The sequence below is a fragment of the Neobacillus piezotolerans genome (assembly GCF_003362805.1).
Lineage (GTDB): Bacteria > Bacillota > Bacilli > Bacillales > Cytobacillaceae > Bacillus_D > Bacillus_D piezotolerans.
The window spans coordinates 804,907-831,248 of the sequence record NZ_QNQT01000001.1 but is presented as its reverse complement, the minus strand read 5'-3'; the positions used below and the strand labels follow the sequence as shown (position 1 = coordinate 831,248).

Genomic DNA, 26,342 nt, shown 5'->3' with positions numbered 1-26,342 from the left:
CAATCAAAAAACCCTTTTAGTTGTCCACCCGTTATACTTCCCTTTATATTTCGTGGCGTACAACGAGATAAGTTCAGATTGATAATCGATAAGTGCCAAAGCTTCGGTTTTTCTGGCTTTAAGAACTATGCAGCTAAAATGGTCATCTGCTTCAATAGTAAACCCGGTTTGCTTCATCTCTTTCACACACTCTTCCGCAGCCTCTTTTGGAATTTCCAATTGATGAGTGATTTCGCATGTATTTGAAAAAAATAAATTGATATTTGTTTCTTTTACCTTCTGTTCATTCGTTTGAAGCCTGTTTTCCAATTCCTCAGAAGTTTCGGTGTAACCATATAATCCTTCTTGGAATATATGGTCGATTCGTATTCGGTTATAATCTAATATCCACTTCCTGTATTCATGGTAAATTGGCAGAAGTGTATCTTTTTCCAAACTATACACATCACATCCGCGGTCATCATACATGTGCAACAATGTTTTCCTGGTCAAATTCAGCAAGTAAACATCTCCATAAATTGTTGGCTTCGTGCCGAAATCCTTATTGGCGATCGCTTGAAAAAGATAACCTAAACGCAAGTCCCCTTTTTCTACCCTTAAACTATATCGGGTAGTTTTTCTCTCTAAATCCTCTTCATCATTCTCATAAGGGACAGTTTCAAACTTCAATCGTTTTAATGATTTGGCATTTTTTATAAAACGATGGATTCGGGGCAGCTCATATCCTTTGTAATCAATGTGTTGATTAGCCGTTGCAATTAGCATTATCGTATCTTTCTTATTAAAAAGGGAATGAAAAATTGAAGATACCCGGTGATAGATTTCATTAAAGTACTCCTTGCCATCCAATTCATCAAGCCCTAATTCAAAACGGATCCAATATTTTGCTTCTTTCATCAACTGATCATACAGTTCCATTTTCCCAACTCCTTTGATTCGTGGACGATATATTTCTCCTTATCATACCAACCAAAGGAAAAGAGCTCTAGGAATCTATTAAGGTACAGCCAATATGAGGGACAAGTATCTTTCACAATCACTTTTTAAAACTCTACTGAACATCCACCACAAATGTATACGACGCCTCGCCGTTTTTCCATTTTGAAAAAACTTCAAAGATGTATTCGCCCTTATTTGCAGGGGCAACAAATTGAATATGACTTAGTTCATATTTATTCCCTCTGCCTCCTTCATTCCAGTCATATACCTCTATTTTCGGGTCTCCATCAATTCGTATTTTCACTTGTTGATTTGGTTCTAATTTGATTGCCTCCATGCTTGAAGCCATTTGAAACGGAGATGCGTGATCTGTCATTTCAACCCTGGTTTGGCCAGATTTCAGCCTGGTTTCCCACCTATAGCCCCCTCGTTTAAGTTCATACCCGTTTCCGTTAACCTCAATGAATGCTTCCCTCCTAAAAAGTTCATCCTCTATCGGTCCATCTCCCTGGTTGCCATTCGTACATCCGGCCATGAAAAATATCGAAAATGTCAATAATCCCAAAAGGATAGATTTCAAACTATCGCCCCCCTTTTCTAATTAGACGGTCCCTAACAGAAAACATTACGATTAATGTTCGAATAACTCCAAAAAAATATTTTTCGATAATTTCCTTAATTAGCAACATTGTAAGCGTTATCAGAATAATAAACTCAAATTTGCTTGTTGACATCCATTTTTCCTAGGATTATGATATGTATTGTTAATTTCATACAAAAAACACTTATCAAGAGCGACCGAGGGACAGGCCCGATGACGTCCGGCAACCACCAAGTATGGGAACGGTGCCACTTCCTGCAGAATGGATTCATTCTGGAAGATAAGTCGTTAACTTAGTTGTTTTCGATGCCTCTTTCTGAATGAAAGGGGCTTTTTGTTTTGAAAAACTTATAAAGCCAACAGATGGGCGCGCAACGGTTTTTTTTTCAAGCCGCCATACATAATCACTATTTGCAAATAATGTTCTTTTACCAACAGAGGGGGTAAATCCATGATCGTAATCGATAAAGTTGTTAAAGAGTATAAGACGAGAAAGGGAAATGTGATAGGCGTCGACAACGTTTCCCTTGAAATTAATAAAGGCGAAATCTTCGGGATCGTCGGGTACAGCGGCGCGGGAAAAAGTTCATTAATCCGCTGCCTGAACCTCCTTGAGAAGCCCACTTCGGGAGAAATCACAGTCGACGGGGTTAAGCTTACCTCCCTTTCCGACAGGGAACTGCGCCAAGCAAGACAGAAAATCGGGATGATTTTTCAGCACTTTTACCTTGTATCCTCAAAAACTGTTTTCGAGAATATAGCGTTCGCACTAAAAGCAGCAGGAAAGGACAAAGCGCAGATTGAAAAGCGCGTCAGCGAACTGCTTGAACTTGTCGGCCTCTCCGATAAAAGGGATGTCTATCCTGCACAGCTGAGCGGCGGGCAAAAACAGCGGGTCGGAATCGCAAGGGCCCTCGCAAACGACCCGAATGTCCTTCTGTGCGATGAAGCGACATCCGCGCTTGATCCGAGCACGACAAAGTCCATCCTTTCCCTTTTGAAAAAAATCAACAAAGAGCTTGGCCTAACGATTGTCCTGATCACCCATGAAATGGATGTCGTAAAGGAAATCTGTGACCGGATCGCCGTCATGCAGGACGGGAAGATCATCGAGGAAGGTCAGGTTTACGACATTTTCGCGAATCCAAAGCAGCCGCTGACGAAGGCTTTCATCAACAGTGTCCTCCATTTCGAGCTTCCGGAACACCTTTTGGAGAGGCGCCAGGGTCCTGTCATAAAAATAACCTTCAAGGGAAGCGCGGCCGAGGAAGCGATTGTATCGGATGTACTCCAGCAATTCAAGGTGAAAGGCAATATCCTTCATGGAAAGATCGAGTATATCCAATCGGTCCCCCTCGGGATTTTCATTATGGAACTGAACGGGGAAAAAACGGAGATTGAGAAAGCCATTGCCTATATCATCGAAAGGACAAATAACGTGGAGGTGATTGCGCATGCTTGAGACAATCCAACAATTGCTCCCTGACCTAAATAAGGCATTTTTTCAGACTGTCCAGATGGTCCTCATCTCCCTTGGAGTAGCGCTTGCCACTGGCCTCCCTCTCGGCGTGCTCCTGTTTGTTTCCGATAGGGGATTGTTTCTAGAAAACAGGCCGGTGAAATCGATCCTTGGCTTCCTGGTCAATATGATCCGTTCAATTCCGTTCATCATATTGCTTGTCGCCCTTTTGCCGCTGACAAAATTGATTACCGGTACAACAATCGGTCCAATTGCCGCGAGTGTTTCACTTTCGGTTGCCGCGATTCCGTTTTTTGCAAGATTGGTAGAAACATCCCTGAGGGAAATCGATAAGGGAATTATCGAGGCTGCCGTAGCGGTCGGCGCGACACCATGGATGATTATCAAGGATGTCCTTCTGCCTGAAGCAAAGCCCGGGATTGTCCAGGGCGTAACGCTTACAACAATTTCGTTGATTGGCTTTTCAGCCATGGCCGGCATTGTCGGCGGCGGCGGCATCGGGGACCTGGCAATCCGCTTTGGCTATTACCGCTATGATAACACCGTCATGCTTGTTACAATCGTCATCCTGATTTGCCTTGTCCAGATTATCCAGCTAACAGGCGACGCCATTAGCAGGAAAGTGGACAGACGTTAACCTGCTTTTGCAAAAGCGAATTGCTTTTCAAAATAAATAAAAACATCAAAGGAGAACAAGAGAAATGAAAAAAGTATTGCTTGCCCTAATTCTGGTACTAAGCCTCGGCGCCCTTGCAGCCTGCGGCGATTCCAGCGAGTCTTCCTCCAAAAACGGCGGAGAAAAAGCGGAGAAGAAGGAAATCAAAATCGGCGCCACCGCCGGCCCATACAGTGACATGGCGTCAAAAGCCATCAAGCCATTACTTGAGGAAAAAGGCTACAAAGTTGAAGTTGTCGAATTCAGCGACTACGTTCAGCCAAACCTTGCGCTTGGCAACGGCGATATCGACGCGAACCTGTTCCAGCACAAAATCTATATGGAAAACTTCGCGAAACAAAACAACCTGGAGCTTTCTGAACTTGTGATCGTCCCGACCGCCCCAATGGGAATTTTCTCAACTAAATTCAAATCAGTGGAAGAAGTAGCGGACGGCAGCACGGTTTCCCTGCCAAACGACCCAACAAACCTTGCCCGCGCATTGGGTGTGCTTGAAGACGCAGGACTTATCACGATTGACTCTTCAATCGACCCGCTGAAAGCATCGGAAAAGGATGTGAAAGATAACCCTAAGAACCTTAAGTTCACACCAATCGAAGCCGCACAGCTACCTCGCTCCGTTGAAAGCGTCGACCTTGCCCTTGTACCAGGCAACTTCGCACTTGCCGCGAAGATGAACCTGCTTGACGCGCTTCAGCTGGAAGATATGCCGGATGATTACCGCAACCGTGTTGTCGTAAATACGAAAGACCTTAATTCCGAATTTGCAAAAGATATTAAGGACGCGGTTGAATCAAAAGAGTTCGAAAAGACAATTGACAGCGACTTCCAGGGTTTCGGCAAGCCGGAATGGATGAAAAACCGCTAAGCATACTTTCAAACAGATAGCAGAGAAGCCAGCACCGCTTATGTGCTGGCTTCATTTATAAGGAGATGTGTACGATGAAACTTGAAGTGCGCGGGGCGCCGAATTATTATGCATGTGAAGCCGGGATTCTTGATAGTCTCCCCTCCCTGCTCGGCAGACACGGAATCGGAAACCCTCTTGTACTGACAGGGGAAAAATCCTGGAACGCCACAAACTCCTATTTTCCAGATGGGCTTGATGCCCGGCGAGAAACGTATGGCGGTGAATGTTCAATAGAAGAAATTGAACGGATAGGCAGCCTCGTCGCCCATGCGAACCATGACGCCATCATTGCCGTCGGCGGGGGAAAAGTGCTCGATCTTGCAAAAGCGGCCGGAGACCTTGTTTCGATTCCGTTTATTTTGATACCAACCCTTGCATCGACCTGCGCGGCATGGACGCCGTTAAGCGTCATTTATGACAGCCGCGGCCGATTCCTGCATTATACAATTTTTAAGGGTAGCGCCCTGGCCATCCTTGTCGAGCCTGCGATACTCGTGGCCTCCCCTCCCGCCTATCTCCGGGCCGGCATCGGGGACACGCTTGCCAAATGGTATGAAGCAGATGCTTTGCTAAGGCAAATTCATAATTGGACGGTGCCAATGCAAATCGCCAGGGAAGCAGCACTTCTTTGTAAAACCAATCTCCTTGCCTTCGGGAACGAAGCCCTTGAAGCGGCCGAAACAGGAACGGCCACTCATGAACTTGTAAAGGTATGTGAAACGATCATCATGGCTGGCGGAATGGTTGGAGGGTTTGGCGACCATTTCGGTAGGATTGCTGGAGCCCACTCCATCCATAACGGTCTCACCCATTTGCCCGAAGCCCATTCGTTCCTTCATGGGGATAAAGTAGCTTACGGGATTCTCGTCCAGTTAATGCTCGAGGGCAGGGAAGAAGAAATTATTGGCCTGCTTCCCTTTTATAAAAAAACCGGATTGCCTTTCAGCCTTAAAAGCATGGGCATACTTGCACCTGAAAGGGCCGCTGAAGTAGTCGCCGCCAAAGCCCTGGCCCCAGGGGAGTCGATTCACTTCCTGGATATCGCTTTAACAACAGAACACCTGACAAATTCCATCCTCCAGCTTGAGAGGTTAGTAAACGATTGACTTCCGGCACCTTCCGATTTCGGCGGGTGCATTTTTTTTGACCTATTTTTCCCCCAACAACTCAAGCGACTTTTGCTTCAGGCTACAACGCTGTGCATCCGAACAGTTGACGCTCTTTAAATCGGCTCCATACATCATCATGATGCTTAAGATTTCGTGAAAACCGTTTCGCCTTCGCAAATAAATGGCGTCAAGAGAGTGATATCCCGTGTGTTCACGTCGTTCCCGGCTTCAAGCAGCACCTTTACAACATCAATCCGATTGTTTTGCGTAGCGACCATCAATGCCGTGCGCCCATCCGCATTTTTATAATACGCTTAAATATCTTTGAAGACTCGTTCTTTTGAAAATGGACAAGATGTATTGAACAAAGAGTGGGAACAGAAAAAAACATTTGGACAAAGGCTCGGTACTTAATACGGTGGAAAATTACTAACAATTTTGAAAAACATTTCATAAACTACAATGGACTTTTAATGTAAAGGAGGCCGATATTGGTCATTAAAACTTGTAATTAAATTTTAGCGGGATAAGAACTTGACTTGGACATTTTTCCAATTGCAATTTGTAGTATCATCTTTGAAAGGGATGATTTGATGTCAAGAATAAAACCATTTGACTATATCATAATTGGTGCCGGAACAGCAGGAGGCGTAATTGCAAAAAAGTTAACAGATGACAGAAGAACTTCAGTGCTTGTTCTAGAAGCTGGAACGAATATGACTGAAGAACTAAGCAGTCCTTCTGGGGCTGTATCCTCTGCATTAGCAAGTGATAATAGGCATTCCTTAAATATCCTTTCTAAAGTGGAACCAACGATTGGCCGCCAGCTTCTTTTATCAAACGGAAGAGCAATTGGTGGAAGTTCAGAGCATAACGCAATGTTGGCAGTACGCTGCAGCAGCAACCTATTCGATGAGTGGGCAAAATTGGTGGGATTCCAGTGGAGTTACAAAAATGTCCGTCCCCTATTCATTAAAAACGAGACTTATACAGGAGAGACCCAAGAACCCAAAGAACGTGGAACAGACGGTCCGATTTTTGTTAGACAACAACTCATTCCCGAAAATGGACTTACTACAATTTTAGCTAGGGCAACATCGGATGTTTTAGATATTCCTATTGTTGAAGACTATAATACTGGGATAAGAGATTGCACGTTTTTCAAGTCCCAATACACCCAGGAAGAAGTTGAAGGTGGGTTCATCCGTTCATCTACTGCAACTGGGTATTTAAACGAACATATAGTCACACAGGGAAATGAGTTTAATCCTGATGAGATTGGAATTGGCAGGAGGAAATTGGCGATTTTAGCCAAGTCGACCGTAAATAAAATTATCTTTATTGAAAATGCAGGAATCCCTCTTGCCAGGACTGTTGAGTTTGTCAGGGATGGAAAAGCACAACGGGCTTCAGCAAGAAAAGGAATCATCGTCTGCGCGGGAAATATGTCCCCGGTCATCTTGCAGCGCTCAGGCATTGGAAAATCAGAAGATTTGGCTAAGGCGGGTATCAAAACAATCGTTGAGAGCCCAAATGTCGGGCATAATCTTCAAACCCATTATGCCGTCGGGATCGGAATTGAAGTGGAAACATCACGCCTTCAAAGAGTAATGGAAAAAGATCCGGATCAACCTATTCCGATAGGCGCTTTTAAAAAGGAAGATGGGCCACGAAACCATTCAGGGCGGCGCCTTCAATTATTAGGAAACATAGGACCAAGATTTGTGCCGGGTCCTGATATCACAATAAATAAATGGGAGTTTAATCCCGATAACCCTACCAATGTGATGAGTATAGGCATTGTCGACCTTAACCCTGCAAGCAAGGGAACCATTTTGGCAGCACACAGTGATCCAGAGGCCCTTCCATCCGTAGCCTTTAACCCGTTAGAAAATCCTGATGACTTAAATTATATGATTGATCGATATATTGATACGTTTGAAATAATGAAGAGAGCCCGCGAATTAGATCCAGATGGTGTTTATAGGGTTGTATACCCATCTGAAACTATTTTTCATTTAAGGGATGAGCAAGAAAAAAGAGCCAGGCTTGCAGACTTCGCTAGAGCCTCCTATACTGCTCTAAATCATTATGGGGGACAATGTCGGATGGGCAACACGATAAAAGAGGGTGTTGTAGACGGATTTCTGAATGTCTTTGGCACCAGGAACCTTAAAGTCGCTGATTTATCCATCGCGCCAATTATGCCAGATGGCAACACTGTTTTGCCTTGCCAGATGATTGGCCTTAATGCAGTGCGATTTATTCAGGCAGATATATAGTTTAGATTTGAATACGAAGATAAGCACTACCTGTTCGGGGAGTGCTTCTTTTTGTTAACTGTCCTCAATTGTTTATCCATATAAACGATTTGTCCGATATGATATGAATAATCGTAAAAAATCCGCAATTTATCCCAACAGTACATACGGAAGCCATCTAGATGCTGAAACCCAGCCAACATCAACAGCACTGCCTCCCATATTAACTACCACCAATACTTGCAGGAATAGTCGTAATATATGTACCAAAGATTGAAGTTGTGGATGCAGTCCAAAAATGAACAAAGCTTTTATGCTCCCTTAATTTCATCGGGGGTTCACCTCTAATGATATTTTAGCTACTTCATTCAATACTTTTTACTTAAAATGTATACCCCCCTACCCATTCAAATCTAAATCTCACCTACACTCTCTGCAGTTTTAATAGAAAGAGATATGCTAAGTGCTCCTAGTATGCATAGTACGAGTATTATAAAATTCGGTTCAAGATGTAAGAATGATGAGAAATTCGGCAATTGCATAGTTGCTATTGAGCAGACAACTGTGGGAACCGTTAGTCTTTTCAAAATCCCAAATAAAAAAAGTGGAATGAAACTAATCAGGGTAATAATAAATGAACGGGTTATTGTACTATAAAAATAGGCAATAATATCCGAGTTAGTTGGCTGTCCGTTAATGATAGGAAAAACCTGATCAAGCAAATAGGTCGTCAAACCTGTAAAAATAAAGGAAAGAAACGTAGCAAGAAAGACAGAAAGTGAAATAAACAGCACTTTTGCCGTAAACAACTTTTTTCGGCTGATAGGGTATCCGAAAGAAAGGGAGATCGTTTTATTTTTATATTCTTCAATGAAAACCTGATTGATAAGGGATCCCCCAAACAAGATGAAACCCATTTGGGTAAACGAATTTAGTTCAATTGCTGCTGCATAATTCTGGCCAAAATCAGGCATTACCATTTTTATGAAAAATACAGGCATAAACATAAGAATTAGCCAGTAAATGATTACTTCACTGATAACTGAAAGACGTTTTAACTTCTTCCATTCTAATCGCATTAATTTAAACAATTTTTTCACCTCCATTAATTTGCTCATAGAAATAGTCTTCAAGGGAGCTCGTATGTTTTTGAATTTCTTCAATACCAATATCATGGAGAATCAACAATTTGGAAATATCGCTTTGGGAACGAGTCAGATCATATATCCGAATCCTATTCCCTTGCATGATTTTCATATTCGAAATATGAAGTTCATTTTCTAGTAAATAAAGTGTTTTTTGTACATCTGTTGTCAACAGCTCGATATAATCTGATCGTTGCTTCCGAATATCTTCTAATGTAACTTCATTTATCAACCTTCCATTATCTATTACGCCAATCCTGTCCACTACCTGTTCCATTTCTCCTAAAATATGACTGGATAGGATAAAGGTTATACCGTATTCCTTGTTAAGCATTAAGATTAAATCCCTTGTATCTTTTATCCCGATCGGATCGAGACCATTTGTGGGCTCATCTAAAATGATCAGTTCAGGCTTTGTTATAATAGCTCTGGCAATCCCAAGCCGCTGTTTCATCCCAAGTGAAAATTCTTTTACACATTTATCCTCAATCCCTCTTAATTGAACCATATCCAATGCTTGCTTTATTCCTTTATCATCATAGTATCCCAAATATTCGCAGTGGAGCTTCAAATTTTCCATCGCGGTTAAGTGCTCAAAAAAGATTGGATATTCAATAATACTTCCGACTCTTGTTAACATAAATTTTGAACTTTCCGTAAGCCTCTGGCCAAATAATTCGATCACTCCACTTGTTGGCTTCAATATGCCGGTGAGCATTTTCATAATTGTTGTTTTACCAGCACCATTTTGACCGAGAAGACCATAAATTTCTCCTTTATGAATGTGAAGATTAATATTTTCTACCAGCTGTCTTCTTTTTCCCTTTTTAGTGAGACCAGTTGTTTTTAATACACTAATCATTCAAAATCCTCCTTTCATCCTTCTACTTTCATCATAGGCGTCAAAAATATCTTTTTCCTTTCTCAATCCTTAAATAATTCTTAAGTTTTTTTACTAGCAAAAAAGAGGCTATTCTGGCTGAATACCTCCTGTGAGTAGTATTTAATATGTTATCCGATGGAAAATACACGTAAAGACCGTTTTTTCATAAGGTATGCTGTTTAAGTTAATGGAACCTTTCATTGCTTCGACTAAGTGTTTCGTTATGCTTAATCCGAGCCCACTTCCTTGAAATTCTGGATTTCTCGCATCATCCAGAGTATATAACCGTTCAAACACCTGCTCTTGATGCACCTTAGCAATTCCTTTCCCTTTATCCCAAATGTCAATCGCAATATAATCCCCCTCTTCCCTTACGTCCAGCCCAAACACACCTCCATCGCTTCCATAACGGATTGCATTAGAGATTAGATTGCTCAAGACCCGATTAATTGCTTCCTCATTTCCAAGAATGAAATAACTTAGTTCTGGAATATTCACTTCAACCTGAAGATTTTTTGATTGCAGCAAGCTATAAAACTCCAGCACATTTTTCCTGCAAATTTCATTAATAGAAATCCTGCTTAAAGGGATTGAATAATCGCCTGAATCAAGTTTTACAAGGTCAAAAAATTGGTTGAGCAGTGCTATTACGTTTAGTGTTTTTTGATGAAGACGGTTCAGGACCTGGCCCCGTTCTTCCACACTCATACTGTTGTCCAGATTTAATTTTTCAACATAGCCTAAAATTACAGTTAAAGGGGTTTTTAAATCGTGAGACATGTTAGACAGAAGTTTTCGTAAACTTTCTTTCGTTTTTACATAGTCCGCTATGACTTGTTGGTTGTATTCCAAAAGACGGTTAATTTGAATTAGGAATTGTTTAGTGACTTTCTGATCAGTTTGAATTAAAACTTTTTCAGTAGTCTTTTGTTCAATTATATCGAAGAGTTTTTTTTGTATTTCGTTAAGATCCCTCTTCATGTTTCTCCTAAAATAAAATTGCACTCCAATAATCAAAAGTAAAACAACTATGATTGTACTTAATAAAAGAACCATAAGTTATTCACCTAATTTATATCCGATTCCCCATATCGTTCGAATGTATTGCGGGTTTGACGGATCTTCTTCTATTTTTTCCCGAACTCTTCTAATATGTACGTTAATTACATTTTCATTACCAAAATAGTCATCTTCCCAAATGAAATGGTAAATTTGCTCCTTTGTAAACACTCTGTTCTGATTGGTCATAAAAAGCTTTAAAATATGAAATTCCTTTGATGTAAGGGGCACGGTCTTCCCCTTAACAACAGCCAAAAATGTTTTTACGTCAAGAGAAAGCTCTTTAAAATGAAGTCTAGTTGTCGGAGTTAGATTCTCTGAAGGAAGATATTGTGTAGCCCTTCGAATTGCAGCGTGTACCCTTGCGGTTAGTTCCACCATAGAAAAAGGTTTGCTAATATAATCGTCTGCACCAAAACCCAGGCCTAACGCTTTATCCAGATCACTCCCTTTTGCTGAAATGATCAAGACAGGTACTAAATTTGTTGTTCTTATTTGCTTTAGAAAATCCATCCCACTTAGCTTAGGAAGCATTAAATCTAGTAAGATTAAATCTACCTGATTTTTTTCAAGAAGAGCCAACGCCTCTTCTCCGTCAAATGCGGTTAGTACCGTAAAACTCTCCTGTTCCAAGTGGCTTTTAACCAATTTACTAATCTCTCTATCATCTTCTACAAGCAGAACATTTTTTTGCACATTATCACTTCCATTCCATGTTTGAGTATTACCTAATTTTCCAAAAATGGCAATATTCAATTGTTTTCATTAAATCACTTTCGGTACCCCATCATAAATCCCTTCTTATGCCAATAAATGGATCAAATCACTTCCTGACACACACACTCCCCTATTTTACTCCAAAGAAGGTGTGCATCTTGCGGAGAAGGCAACCTACACCATCCCATCCCCATGACCCTAGTAATAATGCTATGAACATAGGATAAAAGTACATTTCACTTTTCCTAATCTCGAATAAACAATCGATAATATTAATGTTATTGAACGTTTTTTTTCCCTAATTAATCGCTTGTTTTATCAATTCAGAAAAACAAGAATAAGGTCCAAATCTCCAGTAAGAAAGGCCTTTTTATCCCCTTTCAAAAGAATAAAATATATCTTTCGGCCAATTTCATAGTTTTGCTAGAAAAACTATACTTATCCTATATCAGAATTTTTTGAAAAAGGGAGGATATTATGAAAAGATTATTATTGCTTGTTACCGTATTACTTGTTGCCTTCGGAACCGTTTCATTCCCGGCAACAGCGCAGGAAACTGCAAAGAAGAATTATATTGTGGTGCTTAAATCACCTCAAACAGACAGTGACTCTATACATACACTAAAGGAATTGAGCGCAGATATTATTTTCGAGGCCCCTCAAATCGGAGTTGTCAATATCAGCTCGGACGACCCTTCCATTTTGCAAAAGCTTGAAGGAAACTCCAAAGTACTCGCTGTAGCGGAAGATATTGATATCCGTACATTTGAAGAGGATGTCGAGGCATTGAACCTCCAGGAAGCTGAAAACGCAGCACCTGTTCAAGCTGATTTATACGAACAATATCAGTGGGATATTAAACGGGTAGCTCAAAACGGTGAATCCTGGAACATTAATCCGGGCAATAAAGAAACACTTGTAGCTGTTATTGACACAGGAGTCGATTTTAGCCATCCGGATCTAAAAGATAATCTTGTGTTTGGCAAAGCATTTTTCCCGGGAGCTAGACCAGGCGATGAGTTGAGGGATTCCGGCTCACACGGGACCCATGTTGCCGGAACGATTGCAGCAAATGGCAGAGTGAAAGGGGTAGGTCCTGAACTCGCAATCGCTTCCTACCGTGTATCAAACAACCAGGGGAGGATGAACTGGACCGGCATATTGTCGGCAATCACCACAGCGGCTGACGATGGTGCTGTATCTGCAAACTTAAGCCTCGGTACGTACAGCATTATGAATGACAAACAGGAACGTGCACTCCACTTGTCCTCCCAAAGGGCTGTCCAATATGCCCTTAATAAAGGGATGCTGATTGTCGGCGCTAATGGCAATGACGGAATGGACCTTGGAAAGCGAACGAAAACAGAAAAAGGAACCGGCAAAGTATACGATGGCCCGCTATTTGACACATTCACGAGTATTCCTGGCGTTGTCAGTGTTTCGTCAACGACAAACCGTGACACTTTGGCATACTACTCAAATTACGGGTCATCCAATGTTCATCTTGCTTCTCCAGGCGGAGACTACGGCCCTAACTGGCCAAACCCGGAGAGTGATACATCAAAGCGTGATCTTGAAGCAAGGACGCTTTCCACAATACCGGTTGCACAAGGCTCATACGGCTGGAAAATCGGAACTAGTATGGCTGCACCTAAGGTCGCAGCAGCTGCCGCGCTAGTGAAGGCGCAATTCCCTCACTTAACAGCACAGCAGATTGCCACCAGGCTCCAGCAGACTGCAGAAGATTTAGGAAATCCAGGACATGATGAATATTTTGGCCACGGGTTGGTCAATGTGTGGAATGCATTGCAATAAAAAAGTGTAAAGACGTGTGTTTCTGCACACGTCTTTTTCCTGTTTTAAGTGTTTTCTGGATTATTGAACTGTACCCCGATATGTGTTATTCAGCAGTCAGCTAGAACAGATTTTAATGGCCCTAACCATAAAAAAAAGAAAACAATTAGGCAAATACTATCTAAACCTTCTCATGCTTCACCATGAGGAAGATATTTCGGAAAAGTTTTCATAGGACAGCTTTTAAATATCCAGTTGATATAGGTAATGTTTCAAAATTCAAAAAGTTTAAGCTATAATAAACAGAATATTATTTTAGGGAGACTAAATGCATGATGGAAGAAAACCTGACGTTCATTTTCCATCCTCTAGGAGACCAGGCAGTCGTCATAGAGCTTGGAAAAGATATCAATGAAGAAACACAGCGAAAGGTTCAGCTAGTTACCTCATTTCTAGATAGAAACTTGGAACCCTGGATCGTTGAATACATACCCGCCTTCACGACTGTCACCGTGTTTTACGACCCGGTCGAGGTCATCTCTAAGTTTAGAGGCATATCCAAATTACCATATGATATTGTCTGTATCCAGCTTAAGAAATTATTGGGCAAAATGTCTTCATCGCAAGAAACCCTGCCGCGGACAGTAGAAATCCCGGTTTGCTATGGAGGGGAAATGGGCCCAGATCTCCCGTTTGTGGCAAAGCATCACGGTCTTTCTGAAGAGGAAGTGATCCACATACATTCCTCTGGTGACTACTCGGTTTATATGATTGGCTTTGCTCCAGGCTTCCCTTTTATCGGAGGCATGTCGGAAAAAATAGCCACGCCACGCAGGGATAGTCCCAGATTAAAAATTCCTCCGAGAACCGTCGGAATTGCTGGCAAACAAACAGGGGTATATCCGATTGAAACGCCAGGCGGCTGGCAGTTGATCGGCCGGACGCCGGTAGAGCTGTTTCGTCCTGAAGACGAGCCTCCCACCCTCTTAAGGGCCGGCGATAAAATTAAATTTATTCCGATTAGCATTGAAGAATACATAAGGCTTGGAGGAGATCCATTATGATTACCGTAGTGAAACCTGGACTCCTTACAAGTGTTCAGGATATGGGCCGTTATGGATACCAAAAATATGGAGTAATAGCCAGCGGAGTAATGGACCAAATAGCCCACCGGGTTGCTAATATACTGGTAGGCAACGGGGATAACGAACCAACTCTTGAAATAACCCTGCTCGGGCCAGTTTTACGATTTGAGAAGGATTGCTTAATTTCCATTTGTGGAGGAGACCTTTCCCCTTCTATTAATCGCCTTCCGGTTAGGACATGGCGTACGATCTTTGTGAAAAAAGGCAGTGAACTTCGATTTGGGCCTGCGTTAACCGGAACTCGGGTGTATCTGGCCGTGGCTGGAGGTATAACGGTCCAGGAAGTCATGAACAGTAAATCAACCTACTTAAGGGCCGGAATTGGAGGCTATGAAGGTCGTGCTTTAAAAACAGGAGACGCCATACATTTGGCCGCGCCAGGAAGCCTTTCAACAGCCATGATGGAATACTTGGAGAGCCAAACCGAGGACAAGCCTTTTGCCGAAATGGATTGGTCGATAACATCAAAATTAATTCCGACTCCCCGAGAGGACATGCCGATTCGCGTCATGAAAGGTAAACAATATCATCTCTTCGATGAGGAAAGTAAACGGAAAATTTTCAGTGAAAGGTTTGAAGTTTCCCCTCAATCAGATCGAATGGGATACCGCCTCAAAGGCCCCCTTCTACGTCTTGAGGTTCCAGAGGAACTGATCTCCGAGGCCGTAAGTTTTGGGTCCATCCAGGTTCCCGCAGAAGGAAACCCGATCATACTGCTTGCCGACCGGCAGACTACAGGTGGCTATCCGAAAATTGGACAAATTGCTTCAGTTGATTTACCCCTTATTGCCCAAGCAAAGCCTGGGGATTACATCACCTTTAAAAATGTGACACATGAAGAAGCCCAGCTTCTTTTCCTTGAAAGAGAGGAAAACCTAAAGCAGCTCAAAAATGGAATCACTTTAAAATTCAAGTAGGAGGAACAAGCAAATGCCAATTGTTGATATTAATTGTGACATGGGAGAAAGCTTTGGTGCATACACACTCGGAAGAGATGCCGAAATCCTCGATTTTGTGACTTCAGCAAACATCGCCTGCGGGTTTCATGCCGGCGACCCTGCAACGATGAGGAAAACTGTCAAACTAGCAATTGAGAAAAACGTCGGGATCGGTGTTCATCCTGGCCTTCCGGACCTAGTTGGATTCGGGAGAAGAGAAATGAACATCTCCCCTCAGGAAGCATACGACCTGGTGGTCTACCAAATCGGAGCCCTGAGTGCGTTTGTAAAAGCGGAAGGCGGAAAAATTCAGCATGTTAAACCTCATGGCGCTTTGTTTAACATGGCTGCAAAAAATGCTGAACTTGCAGAGGCCATTGCTGAGGCTGTATACAAGGTCAATCCCGAGATGGTCTTTTTCGGCCTAGCAGGTAGTGAACTGGTGAAAGCCGGTCATAGACTGGGCCTTCGGACTGCAAGTGAAGTCTTTTCCGATCGTACCTATCAGGAAGATGGTTCTTTAACATCAAGGCGTGAACCAAATGCTCTAATCAAGGACCATGAAACCGCGGTAAGACAGGTGATCCGAATGGTCAAGGAGAGCAAGGTGACTTCCCAGCAGGGTTCTGATATTTCAATAAAGGCTGATACGGTCTGCATTCACGGTGATGGGGAAAGCGCCCTTGATTTTGCCAGGTATATCACCTCAGCATTAAAGGAAACTGGTATCACAATTGCCTCAATAGGCAGCTTTTTAAAATAAAGGAAATTAGGCCTATTAGCAGGCTATAACATTTAGGGGGTTCATATGCAGAAAAAATCAACTGCCAGTATTCTAATGGGTGCAGCGTTCCTGATGGCAACCTCGGCAATTGGCCCGGGGTTCCTTACTCAGACAACCGTTTTTACAGAGACCCTTCTTGCCAGCTTCGGATTTGTCATTTTAATGTCCATTATTATTGATATTGGTGCCCAGATGAATATATGGAGGATTATAGCTATTTCAGAAAAACGCGCCCAGGATATTGCCAATGATGTTCTTCCCGGCCTTGGTTTTTTCCTGGCCGCCCTTATCGTTGCAGGAGGACTTGCTTTTAACATCGGAAATATCGCTGGTGCCGGACTTGGTGTCAATGTTCTATTTGGCTGGTCGACAGAAATGGGAGCGCTTCTAAGCGGGATTATTGCAATTGGAATTTTCCTCGTTCGTGAAGCCGGCAAAGCCATGGACCGTTTCGCCCAGATCATGGGATTTGTCATGATTGCCCTTACTGTTTATGTGATGTTTACAGCCCAGCCCCCTGTTGGAGAAGCAGTCGTAAAGACTTTCGTTCCTGATAAAATTGACCTCCTTGCCATTGTCACACTTGTCGGTGGAACTGTAGGAGGCTATATCACGTTTGCCGGTGGGCACCGCTTGCTAGATGCTGGAATTAAAGGAAAAGAATCATTACCGGAAGTGACCAAAAGTGCCGTGAGTGCCATTGGTATCGCTTCAATTATGAGGATTTTCCTGTTCCTCGCTGCCCTAGGAGTAGTGGCACAGGGTCTTGCAATTGATCCTGCCAATCCCCCAGCCTCTGTGTTTAAACTGGCTGCCGGAAACGTCGGTTACAAAATCTTCGGTGTCGTCATGTGGGCGGCCGCCGTTACCTCTGTTGTCGGTGCTGCGTATACGTCCGTATCGTTCATCCAGACGTTAAGCAAGACGGTCGATAAGTATAATAAATGGACAATCGTCGCCTTCATTGCAATTTCCACACTTGTTTTCGTGATTATTGGAAGGCCTGTTAAAATACTTGTACTGGTCGGATCACTTAATGGACTTATTTTACCAATCGCATTAGGGGTCATGCTGGTCGCTACCTACATGACAAAAATTGTTGGCGACTATAAACACCCTCTCTGGATGACGATCTTTGGAATTGTCGTCGTCATTGCAATGGCGATTATGGGGGGATATTCACTGGTTAACGGAATCCCTCAGCTATTTAAATAAGAAGGAAACGAGGTTCTGTTATGCAAAGCACAATAGGAATGATGACTCCACAAGCTATACGTGAAAAAATCCGCGCAAACGAGTGGGTAAAACCTACTTCGGGTTTAGCTCCCGGTTATATTCAGGCGAACTTGGCTGTGCTTCCAAAGGATTTGGCGTTTGAATTCCTCTTGTTTTGCCAAAGGAACCCAAAGCCCTGCCCCATCATTGATGTTACTATGCCAGGATCAGGGGTGCCTGCCCTCTCAGCTCCTGATGCTGAATTAAGGACCGATATCCCGAAATACCGCGTCTACCGAAATGGGGTCTTTACCGAAGAAATAACAGACGTATCAGCCCTATGGGATGATTCCATGGTTGGTTTTCTAATCGGCTGCAGCTTTACATTTGAAGAAGCCCTTTTGAAAAACGGAATCCAAATCCGCCATATGGAAGAGGGACGGAATGTTCCCATGTACAAGACGAACATTCCAACAGTTAAAGCTGGCAGATTTGAAGGCCCTACCGTTGTCAGCATGCGCCCAATGACAGAAAAGGAAGCCATTCGTGCAGTCCAGGTCACAAGCCGATTCCCTTCTGTACATGGAGCGCCAATTCATATCGGCAATCCGGCTGCCATTGGCATCGAGGATATCCATTCTCCGGATTTCGGTGACAGCGTAACGATAAAGGATGGTGAGATTCCTGTCTTTTGGGCATGCGGGGTGACTCCTCAGGCTGTTGCCATGCATATGAAACCGGAGATTATGATTACACATGCCCCCGGCCATATGTTTGTAACTGATCTAAAAAATGAACAGTTTAGTATACTTTAGTCCTTGTAATATTTACATTCGATATGAAACGGATACTTTAATTGAGCAAAGAAAAAGACTCGCCGTGTGTGCGAGTCTTTTTCCCCTCAGTCTATTGCTCTTATAATCGTTCCGAATCCACGAACAATTATTTAAGGTGTGAGGGGAGTATAGTCTACCCCTTTTGTATAGCGGTTGGATGCGTTCCATAGAAGGAATTCTTTAATTCCATTTTCATTCAAGGCACGGATTTGGGCTTCCACTTCGGCTTTCCCGTAGGTTTTATAGTTCCCTGCCCCTAGATAGCTTGCGGTGAAATCCTGGATCCACGGCCTTGATATCGGGCGGTTTTCCAATGCATCCAGTACTTTGTTTTCATACTTGGCGTACTCATTGATGATTTCGTAAGGCTGCAGGTCGGGCTTTTCAATGCCGAAATAGCTGGTCCAGTGGCTCGGGTAAATCATGCTGGAGATGGCATCCACATTGGCGGAGATCTTGGAAAAGTTCTGGCCGATTCCCGGAGCTTCCGGAAGGGTTGCGGAGTAGCCGAAAATATCAACCGACACGTCTACATTGAAAGGCTCGAGTTCTTTCTTCGCATAGGCGACAAAATCAGTTACGGCATCGACTCTTTTTTGGACATTATCTTTTTCTACTTGACTGTAATCCCCCTGGGAATACTTAAGTGAGCTATCCCTTGTTTCAAAACCTTCCGGGAAACGGACATAATCGAACTGGATGTCTTTGAAGCCCATTTTGGCTACTTCTTTGGCAATTTGAACGTTATATTCCCATACTTCTTTCATAAACGGATTGACAAAGCTTTCGCCTCGCTTGTTTTTCCACACTTTACCGTTTTCGGTAAAACTAAGGTCGGGCCTCTTTGTTGCAAGGTGGCTGTCCTTAAATACCACCACGCGGGCAATCGGGTAAATCTTCTTTTCTTCCAGGGTTTTTAATAGTTTGTTAGGATCTTTTATGTACGGGCCGCCAATCTCTTCAAATCGGGAACCTTCTTCGGGCTTATATTGCAATTTACCAAAATCATCCTTGATATCGATGACCATGCTGTTCAATTCAGTCGCTTCGACTAGATTTAGAAGCTCCTCGAACCTTGAAACGCTCACAGTTGGCCCGGTCACATAGATTCCCTTTACCCCATCTTTTGGGTAATCAAAAGAAAATGGGGCCTTAAAACCTTCAGGCTCGGGCTTTTTAGCCACTGGTTTTTTTGCCTCGGGCTCTTTAGCCACTTTACTTTCTTGTTTCTCGGGCGCGCTGCTTTCAGAAGGCGGTGGCTGACCCGTACTTTTTTCCTGATTGCTGCATCCTATTAGCAGGAAAGAAACCAATAAAACGATGAGAGTTTTGTAGTTCATTTCGATGATGTCTCCTCTTGTTAGTCTTTCAATCTATTATGAAGACGAAACTCGAAAATTTTAGTGATGTTTCGTCGAAAAGTTGGGGAATATGGGTTTCTCCCTTTTCCAGTGGGTATGAAGATATTAGAATTAGCATATTGGAGGAATCAACATGAAATCATTTATTCCCATTTTGTTTGCCGCTGCCTTACTTGCCGCATGCGTCGGTACCAAGCAAAGCAATAAATCCCAAGTCACAGACTCTATACCCTCAGCGGAAGTGACGGAAACGAAAAATGCAGAAAAACCGCAGGAAACGGAAAAATCTGCTGAAGAAAATACGAAAGAAGCTATTGAAGAAAAACATCCAGTCTATAAATTGAATAAGGCCAATTGGGCCATCGAACGGCTGGATGGGTCAGAGGAAAAAAATGTCCTGATCACGATCGATGATGCACCCGATAAACATTCGCTTGAAATGGCTGAGATTCTCAACAGGCTTGGCGTAAAAGCGATTTTTTTCGTGAATGGGCATTTCCTTGACACTCCCGAAGAAGAGCAAAGATTAAAAAAGATCCACGATATGGGCTTTGCCATTGGTAACCATACATATTCGCACAAAAACATGACGCAAATTCCAGAAGAGGAACAGAAGCAGGAAATTGTCAGCCTGAATGACAGGGTAAAAGAAATCATCGGTGTATCCCCTGCCTTTTTTAGGGCGCCTTTTGGCATGAATACGGATTATTCCAAGGAGATTGCAGCGCAGGAAGGCATGCTGCTGATGAACTGGACGTATGGCTATGACTGGGAGAAACAATATCAGACCCCCGATTCTTTGGCTGAAATCATGATCACAAGCCCGTACCTCACCAACGGGGCTAACCTTTTGATGCATGACCGCGAGTGGACAAAGGACGCACTTGAAAGTATCGTCAAGGGGCTGCAGGCCAAAGGATATTCCTTTGCCGATCCAACTTTGATTGAGGTCCCTAAAGAATAAAATAGAGATTTAAAGAAAAACACCCTCCGCAATAACGCAGGAAGGCTCGGAAAATATTAAATTTTGATTAGGTTATCACGCTTCTCTATTTCCGAAATCATAATATTTCTCTTTGCCATTTCTTCAATATATTCTTTTCCGGGCACGATCTGCTCTGGCGGGTGGACCCCTTTTTTGGCTATCGTTCCATTGCCTATCATTTGAGCTACGACAGAAATGGTGTTTGCGGTTGCGCGTGCCATCGCTGTTACATTATTTGTACGGTCTTTAAATGTCGTCATTTCATATTCGTACGTCGTTTTCACTCCATTTTTCTCACCTGAGACGATGACGCGAAGCACTACCACATCATCTTTGTCCTTTAAGTCCACAATTGGGGCAAGAACCTTTAAAAGGACGTCTCTGGGCTTCACTTGTTGCCCTTTTATCTCCACTTCGTAATCATTACGGGTAAGGTTAAGATCAACGAGCAATTTGAATTTTTCCGCATGGCCTGGGTAACGGATCGTTTTATACTCCAATTCATCTAAATATGGGTATGAATAGGGTAAGGTAGAGGTTCCACCCGAAGTATGAAAGGCTTCCAGTGGACCAAATTTTTCAAAATAGATCTTTTCCACTTCTGAAAGCGATGGTACTTCCAGCTTTGCACCATGGCGAATGATCAATGAAGGATCGGTATAATGGTCGAATAATCCTTCCATTGAAAAAACATGATTATATTCAAGCGGGGGTTCCGGCCGTGCAGGTATCCCGCCAACATACATCTTAACAGATTTCACCCGATCGAGCTTGCTTGCTCCGTAGCCGGCCAAAATATTAATCATACCTGGGGCAACCCCCAAATCAGGGATAATCGTCGACTGGGCTGCCATCGCTTCTTCTTTCAGCTCCAGAACGCGATCTGTAATATTACCGATATGCCCACCAAGGTCAACAGAACTTACCCCTGCTGCAATAGCCGCTTTCGCAACCGTCTCATTAAAGGTATAAAATAGCGCATTAACAACGACATCATATTGGCCAATAAAATTTGCCAGCTCGTCGTAGTTCCCGGCATCAACGGAAAACGCTTTTAATTTCGGTGATTGAAGTTGATTGCAGACTTGTTGCGCACGCCCTAAATCAATATCGGCCAATCCAACTGATTCCACTCCAGCACTTTGCACTAAATCACGTGCTGCTTCTTTCCCCATTAATCCAGATCCCAATACAGCTACTTTCATATTAACACCTACCCTTCAAAAAATTCGTATGGATGCCCCCGTTACGAATGCCATTATTTCATCGTTTTATAGTTTTCTTAATTATAAATATTGAAAATCCTCGATAGTAAGTACACTTCAACAAAAAAGATTTAATTAAATTTCTATACATTTTTATTAAATCTATATTATGGAACTAGGCTCCGTTTATATTAAACGATACCAATGCAGGCATTGTGCTTAGGTTTCACAAATCTCAAGAAGCCAAAACGGTGCCTATCCATTTCCCCGGTTCCGATACATGTTTTAACAATTTCTGTTGGACTATTCGAAATAACGGATTTGTCTTGACCCCTTCATCTGTTGACGTTCTCATTTAGCCAAAACAAAAACCTCCTTAGCGTTTGCTTGGTTTTGCCAAACAAACGCTAAAGAGGCCACTTGGTCCTAATTTTATTAAAAAGGCTTAAACACCATTAATAGAATAGAGATTACCACGCAGAAATTAGCGATTACCTCTAGTCGCAAGGAACGTCTGCGGCTTCGACGGTATCCTTCCGGCAAGGTTTCGCCCAGAGATTGATGAAGTAATTCCAGTTGTTGCTTCATGCCAAATGGAAGTAATACGGCAAGGATGACTAAAATAACACAGAAGATGGCCAAAGCGAGCCAATACCAAAGCTCTCCGAACAGATAAGTTTGTTGGTATCCGAACAAAAGGCCGGTAAGAAGCAGCAGGATGCCCCCGATTTTTGACAAGATCGCCATCTTCTCTAACAACCTTAATCCGAATTTGGCTTGCTCCACCGTCCGGACGCAGCTCATGATCACCGGATAGCCAGTAATGGCGACGATTGCCGTAACGGCGGATATAATATGGATGAACAATAAGTAATTATACATGGACAGGCCCTCCTCTCTTGGTAAATCTTCGAACCACACGGTAAGCTCTGTTGCTTCTTAAGCGTGCCTTCCCGCCTTCTTTCACTATGCTCCTTATAGCCTGACTACATTTCTCTTCGGTATACAATCCCCACCCGTTTACCTTTAAAAGGACCCTCAACCTCCAGATTATTCAACATGCAGTTCGCCACGTCTTCATAAGCCACATCGAGTTCCTGAATACGGCTGAACACATGGCCGGCCAATTCGGCTTCTGAAAACTCCCGTACGGCTTCCGAGAATGGCAAGGGTAGAATGTCTGCGGTAATATACAGGTGCTCGGGCTTGGATTCCTCCGTAGCATCCATCATTGTTCCGGGACACATAATGGACCAATCTAGCTTGGTCTGCTTAAGACGATTCAGATTCTGGTTATGATATTGGAAAATAGGAGGAGAGCCAGGCAGATCGTTACCCATAATGTTTGTATGTGGAATTTCGAGTAATCCCGCACCTCCCATTAACCATACACGGCCAGAGAACAAGGGATGGTCTTCGCATTGGGTAACAATGTTATCGACGATACGAATAAACTCTTCGCCATTGCCGACATTACCGGCCGCAATCACGGCGGCATCCTGGTGACTAAGTGCCTCGTAGACACTCTGCGGGTCCATGATATTATGATTAACTATCATTACTTGCCTGGCGATCTGCTCCCCTTGCTGTTCGTAAAGCTTTTCCGGGCTTCGCACGAAAGCGGTCATTTCATGTCCCTTTTTTACCCCCAAGGCAAGCACTCTTTTTCCTGTATTACCCGTTGCTCCGAAAACAATAATTTTCATTGTTCACTTCCTTCTTTCTTTGAACAAATTGTTTTATTTACTTTGAATTGACTTAAGAATAACATCGGTCACTCAATCACGTAAGAACGCACTTTAAAGTAGGGTACTAACTTGAAAGTAAGTATGGTTTGAAGAGTTAATTGGAATCGTAGAAGCATTCGTTGATTTTTTCTGTCCGTTTTTTAAACCTCATAGTAGTGCGCTTTCTTGATGGGGATGAGTTTTGAACCCGTGGTAAACCAACATTCCGAGGTGGTCCTTTTTTAACAAAGACAAGTTTTTAACCAATACAATGAAAGGAATGTGTTGCTTAATCATTTTTCGCAAAAAAAAACCAGCTTTAAGACGCTGATTCTTCACGTTTTCGCTCATTATGACTTTCTCCCCAAGCACACATTACTTCCGCTACAGGAATCAATGTTTTCCCATATTCACTTAGTGAATATTCTACTTTTGGAGGGACCGTTGGGTATACCGTCCTTTTAATCACCCCTTCATGTTCCAATTCTCGTAGATGTTGCGTAAGCATTTTTTGGGAAACATCAGGAATGAGTTTTTCCAGATCGTTGAAACGCTTGGTTGATTCCATCAAATGCCATAAAATAACCGGCTTCCATTTACCGCCTAATACATGAATGACTGTCTCAATTGGACATTCGAGTTGATGAATCATTGATAAATCAGTCCTTTACTTTTTAGTAGGAGCATTACTTTAAATAGGTTTATCACCATATATGCTGGTATATTTTTAGACTTTATTTTATGACGATTGGAGCTGAAGGAATGAAGAAAGAGTTCAAGCATCATCCATTATGCTACCGCATAAGTTCGTTCGAAGAAAGTTCGCTGAAGCCTTCCTTTGGTTATAGCATTTTCTCTTGCAGTAATTTTTAAGGATGATTATTTAACGTCCTGGCGGGATGAACGGGTCAAGTGATACCCTTTGGGCGGAATTGTCGTCGAGGAGCTCCCCGAAACGCCTGCGGAAAGCGAGTCGGACGAGAGAGTAAATCAACAAATTTTTGAAAACCACTTTTTGTGGTAAAGAACTTTTAATTTACGTTTCTAACAGAATTTTACAACCGGTATAAAGTGAAGTCAATCAAATCGAACTTAAATGGGATACAGAAAAATGCATAAATCTTATTGGACCAAATTCATTAACAATTGGTTAATGGTTTTATTACAATATTGTTCTTTTATTTTAGGGGTAGGAGGCTTTATCTATCCAGAAACCAGTATTTGAGATTTTGGTAGACCTCTATATGGCATTGCGGAAGTACTGATAAATTAAGGTATCTTGCTTTCTAAAGATTCCTTTTAATTTTTTTCAAAAAAATTCGGGCACTAATCATGGCACCATTCTACAGCAAAAAATTACAACCCCTCCCTTTATATCTTTTTTTCTCACTTCACCAGTGTAGAAACGAAATAATGTAACAGAATTTTAAACAAATGTAATCCAATATCTCAACAATTGAAATGTTATTATGGGATAATATTTATCTCTAGCTAAAAAGATGGCAACCCCTTCAGTTTCTTATTCCCCCTATCAAAAACTGAAGATAGTTGTTCCATCATTTATTATTCGGCCTAGGTGGTGCAAGTATGTCAGAAACACGAAAGAGAAAAAAGATAAGATGGATGAGAGTAACTTCTGCCCTTCTCCTATTTAGTATTTTTTTTGTTGGTCTTTTTACAGTGTTCCAGTTTATAGAAGGAACGGTAAAAAAGGTTAAACAACCATTAAAAAAAGTTGAAGCGAAGCATACGTTTCAAGGAGAAAAAAGTAAAGAAGACGCGGTTAATGTTCTTTTACTGGGAAGTGATTCCCGGGGAGAAAAACAGGCTAGAACGGATACGATAATGGTAGCCCACTATAATCCCGATACCAATCAGGCAAAACTTATTTCGCTTATGCGTGATATGTATGTAACCATTCCCGAACATGGAGAGCATAAATTAAATGCTGCTTATGCAATTGGAGGACCTGAATTATTAAGGAAAACCATTCAATTAAATTTTGGCCTGGATATTCATCATTATGCAATTGTCGACTTTAAAGGATTCGAAAAAGCAGTCGACCTCCTTATTCCAAATGGAATTGAAGTAGATATACCCTATGAAATGTCTGATGGGATCGGAATGACTTTAGAGGCAGGGAATCAACAACTTCACGGGAAAGAACTGTTAGGATATGTTCGTTTCCGTCAGGATCGTTTAAGTGACTTCGGCCGGGTGCAAAGACAACAAGAAGTCGTCTCAAAATTAAAGGATGAGGCCGTAAGTCTTCAAAGTGTCTCAAAGCTTCCTGACTTGTTAGACGTTTTACATACATATATCGATACAGACATTGACGCAGCCACACTTTTGACAATTGGAAAAGACATTTTGACCAATGAAAGTGAAAAAATACAAACACTTCGAATCCCGGAAGATGGAAGTTTTACAAATGAACGCCATGAAGGAATTGGCGAAGTCCTAAAAGTGGATTTGGAACAAAATAAAGCAGCTCTTGATAAGTTTTTAGGAAAAGAACAAAGTAATCCTTGATAATATTTTCGAAACCTCTACCTACCACTTTTGATGGCTA

25 protein-coding genes and 1 riboswitch are annotated in these 26,342 nt (G+C 42.4%); of the genes, 13 read left to right on the top strand and 12 right to left on the bottom strand.

The genetic code is table 11. From position 1 onward, the window contains the following. Positions 1-3: 3 nt before the first annotated feature. Both DRW41_RS03910 and DRW41_RS03905 read right to left on the bottom strand, forming a co-directional pair. Entirely contained in the window at positions 4-897 is an 894-nt protein-coding gene (locus DRW41_RS03910; protein ID WP_181884395.1) for a DUF3885 domain-containing protein, read from the bottom strand. A gap of 154 nt (positions 898-1,051) precedes the next feature. Next, positions 1,052-1,519, bottom strand: a complete 468-nt coding sequence (locus DRW41_RS03905; protein ID WP_115450628.1) for a hypothetical protein — start codon at positions 1,517-1,519, stop codon at positions 1,052-1,054. Positions 1,520-1,721: 202 nt separating this feature from the next. Further along, a riboswitch (SAM riboswitch) is annotated at positions 1,722-1,827 on the top strand. Positions 1,828-1,991: 164 nt separating this feature from the next. Here DRW41_RS03905 and DRW41_RS03900 point away from each other — a divergent pair. The 4 genes from DRW41_RS03900 (at position 1,992) to DRW41_RS03885 (ending at position 5,712) form a co-directional block, all read left to right on the top strand. Continuing rightward, the gene (locus DRW41_RS03900) at positions 1,992-3,002 is read left to right on the top strand and encodes a methionine ABC transporter ATP-binding protein (RefSeq protein WP_115450627.1); all 1,011 of its coding nucleotides are present in this window, start codon (positions 1,992-1,994) and stop codon (positions 3,000-3,002) included. Continuing rightward, complete coding sequence (locus tag DRW41_RS03895; protein WP_115450626.1) at positions 2,995-3,657, top strand: methionine ABC transporter permease; 663 nt, start codon at positions 2,995-2,997, stop codon at positions 3,655-3,657. The genes DRW41_RS03900 and DRW41_RS03895 overlap by 8 nt, the downstream gene beginning before the upstream one ends. A gap of 64 nt (positions 3,658-3,721) precedes the next feature. Continuing rightward, positions 3,722-4,564 (top strand): MetQ/NlpA family ABC transporter substrate-binding protein, encoded by an 843-nt coding sequence (locus DRW41_RS03890; protein WP_115450625.1) that lies wholly within the window; start codon positions 3,722-3,724, stop codon positions 4,562-4,564. Positions 4,565-4,638: 74 nt separating this feature from the next. Continuing rightward, entirely contained in the window at positions 4,639-5,712 is a 1,074-nt protein-coding gene (locus DRW41_RS03885; protein ID WP_115450624.1) for an iron-containing alcohol dehydrogenase family protein, read from the top strand. 146 nt (positions 5,713-5,858) lie between these two features. Here the strand turns inward: DRW41_RS03885 and DRW41_RS03880 are convergent, their stop codons facing one another. Next, on the bottom strand, positions 5,859-5,993 hold the full coding sequence (locus DRW41_RS03880) for an ankyrin repeat domain-containing protein (RefSeq protein WP_115450623.1): 135 nt from the start codon (positions 5,991-5,993) through the stop codon (positions 5,859-5,861). Positions 5,994-6,308: 315 nt separating this feature from the next. On the opposite strand from DRW41_RS03880, the gene DRW41_RS03875 reads away from it, so the two are divergent. Further along, positions 6,309-7,997: a GMC family oxidoreductase gene (locus DRW41_RS03875; protein ID WP_115450622.1), complete on the top strand. Its 1,689-nt coding sequence runs from the start codon at positions 6,309-6,311 to the stop codon at positions 7,995-7,997. A gap of 392 nt (positions 7,998-8,389) precedes the next feature. Here the strand turns inward: DRW41_RS03875 and DRW41_RS03865 are convergent, their stop codons facing one another. The 4 genes from DRW41_RS03865 to DRW41_RS03850 form a co-directional block, all read right to left on the bottom strand. Continuing rightward, positions 8,390-9,076 (bottom strand): ABC transporter permease, encoded by a 687-nt coding sequence (locus tag DRW41_RS03865; RefSeq protein ID WP_245959349.1) that lies wholly within the window; start codon positions 9,074-9,076, stop codon positions 8,390-8,392. Beyond that, positions 9,060-9,983: an ATP-binding cassette domain-containing protein gene (locus tag DRW41_RS03860; RefSeq protein WP_115450620.1), complete on the bottom strand. Its 924-nt coding sequence runs from the start codon at positions 9,981-9,983 to the stop codon at positions 9,060-9,062. The genes DRW41_RS03865 and DRW41_RS03860 overlap by 17 nt, the downstream gene beginning before the upstream one ends. Before the next feature lie 141 nt (positions 9,984-10,124). Then, the gene (locus tag DRW41_RS03855; RefSeq protein WP_115450619.1) at positions 10,125-11,060 is read right to left on the bottom strand and encodes a sensor histidine kinase; all 936 of its coding nucleotides are present in this window, start codon (positions 11,058-11,060) and stop codon (positions 10,125-10,127) included. 3 nt (positions 11,061-11,063) lie between these two features. Then, complete coding sequence (locus tag DRW41_RS03850) at positions 11,064-11,759, bottom strand: response regulator transcription factor (protein ID WP_115450618.1); 696 nt, start codon at positions 11,757-11,759, stop codon at positions 11,064-11,066. Between the two features lie 498 nt (positions 11,760-12,257). Between DRW41_RS03850 and DRW41_RS03845 the strand changes: the two genes are divergently transcribed. The 6 genes from DRW41_RS03845 to DRW41_RS03820 all read left to right on the top strand — a co-directional run bounded on the left by DRW41_RS03845 (position 12,258) and on the right by DRW41_RS03820 (position 18,471). Then, entirely contained in the window at positions 12,258-13,595 is a 1,338-nt protein-coding gene (locus DRW41_RS03845) for a S8 family serine peptidase (protein ID WP_115450617.1), read from the top strand. Between the two features lie 326 nt (positions 13,596-13,921). Continuing rightward, positions 13,922-14,638, top strand: coding sequence for a 5-oxoprolinase subunit PxpB (gene pxpB, locus DRW41_RS03840; protein ID WP_439330848.1), 717 nt, complete (start codon positions 13,922-13,924; stop codon positions 14,636-14,638). After that, on the top strand, positions 14,635-15,636 hold the full coding sequence (locus DRW41_RS03835; RefSeq protein ID WP_115450616.1) for a 5-oxoprolinase subunit C family protein: 1,002 nt from the start codon (positions 14,635-14,637) through the stop codon (positions 15,634-15,636). The genes pxpB and DRW41_RS03835 overlap by 4 nt, the downstream gene beginning before the upstream one ends. Before the next feature lie 13 nt (positions 15,637-15,649). Continuing rightward, positions 15,650-16,420, top strand: a complete 771-nt coding sequence (locus DRW41_RS03830; protein ID WP_115450615.1) for a LamB/YcsF family protein — start codon at positions 15,650-15,652, stop codon at positions 16,418-16,420. Between the two features lie 45 nt (positions 16,421-16,465). Next, positions 16,466-17,656, top strand: coding sequence for an NRAMP family divalent metal transporter (locus DRW41_RS03825; RefSeq protein ID WP_115450614.1), 1,191 nt, complete (start codon positions 16,466-16,468; stop codon positions 17,654-17,656). A gap of 38 nt (positions 17,657-17,694) precedes the next feature. Beyond that, a complete protein-coding gene (locus tag DRW41_RS03820) occupies positions 17,695-18,471 on the top strand; it encodes a putative hydro-lyase (RefSeq protein WP_245959347.1) in 777 nt (258 codons plus the stop codon). A gap of 131 nt (positions 18,472-18,602) precedes the next feature. Here DRW41_RS03820 and DRW41_RS03815 read toward each other — a convergent pair whose 3' ends face one another. Next, a complete protein-coding gene (locus tag DRW41_RS03815; protein ID WP_115450613.1) occupies positions 18,603-19,832 on the bottom strand; it encodes a putative glycoside hydrolase in 1,230 nt (409 codons plus the stop codon). A 154-nt stretch (positions 19,833-19,986) separates the two neighbouring features. On the opposite strand from DRW41_RS03815, the gene DRW41_RS03810 reads away from it, so the two are divergent. Continuing rightward, positions 19,987-20,817: a polysaccharide deacetylase family protein gene (locus tag DRW41_RS03810; RefSeq protein WP_115450612.1), complete on the top strand. Its 831-nt coding sequence runs from the start codon at positions 19,987-19,989 to the stop codon at positions 20,815-20,817. A gap of 56 nt (positions 20,818-20,873) precedes the next feature. On the opposite strand, the gene DRW41_RS03805 is transcribed toward DRW41_RS03810, so the two are convergent. From DRW41_RS03805 to DRW41_RS03785, 4 genes are all read right to left on the bottom strand, one after another. After that, positions 20,874-22,043 carry a saccharopine dehydrogenase family protein gene (locus tag DRW41_RS03805; RefSeq protein ID WP_115450611.1) on the bottom strand — a complete coding sequence of 390 codons (1,170 nt, stop codon included), beginning with the start codon at positions 22,041-22,043 and terminating at the stop codon, positions 20,874-20,876. A gap of 435 nt (positions 22,044-22,478) precedes the next feature. Further along, positions 22,479-22,925, bottom strand: coding sequence for a DUF2269 family protein (locus tag DRW41_RS03800; RefSeq protein WP_115450610.1), 447 nt, complete (start codon positions 22,923-22,925; stop codon positions 22,479-22,481). Positions 22,926-23,029: 104 nt separating this feature from the next. Next, the gene (locus tag DRW41_RS03795; RefSeq protein WP_115450609.1) at positions 23,030-23,749 is read right to left on the bottom strand and encodes an NAD(P)-dependent oxidoreductase; all 720 of its coding nucleotides are present in this window, start codon (positions 23,747-23,749) and stop codon (positions 23,030-23,032) included. A 340-nt stretch (positions 23,750-24,089) separates the two neighbouring features. Then, entirely contained in the window at positions 24,090-24,422 is a 333-nt protein-coding gene (locus tag DRW41_RS03785; protein WP_115450607.1) for a winged helix-turn-helix transcriptional regulator, read from the bottom strand. Positions 24,423-25,357: 935 nt separating this feature from the next. On the opposite strand from DRW41_RS03785, the gene DRW41_RS03780 reads away from it, so the two are divergent. Further along, entirely contained in the window at positions 25,358-26,302 is a 945-nt protein-coding gene (locus DRW41_RS03780) for an LCP family protein (protein ID WP_115450606.1), read from the top strand. The last annotated feature ends 40 nt before the right edge of the window (positions 26,303-26,342 follow it).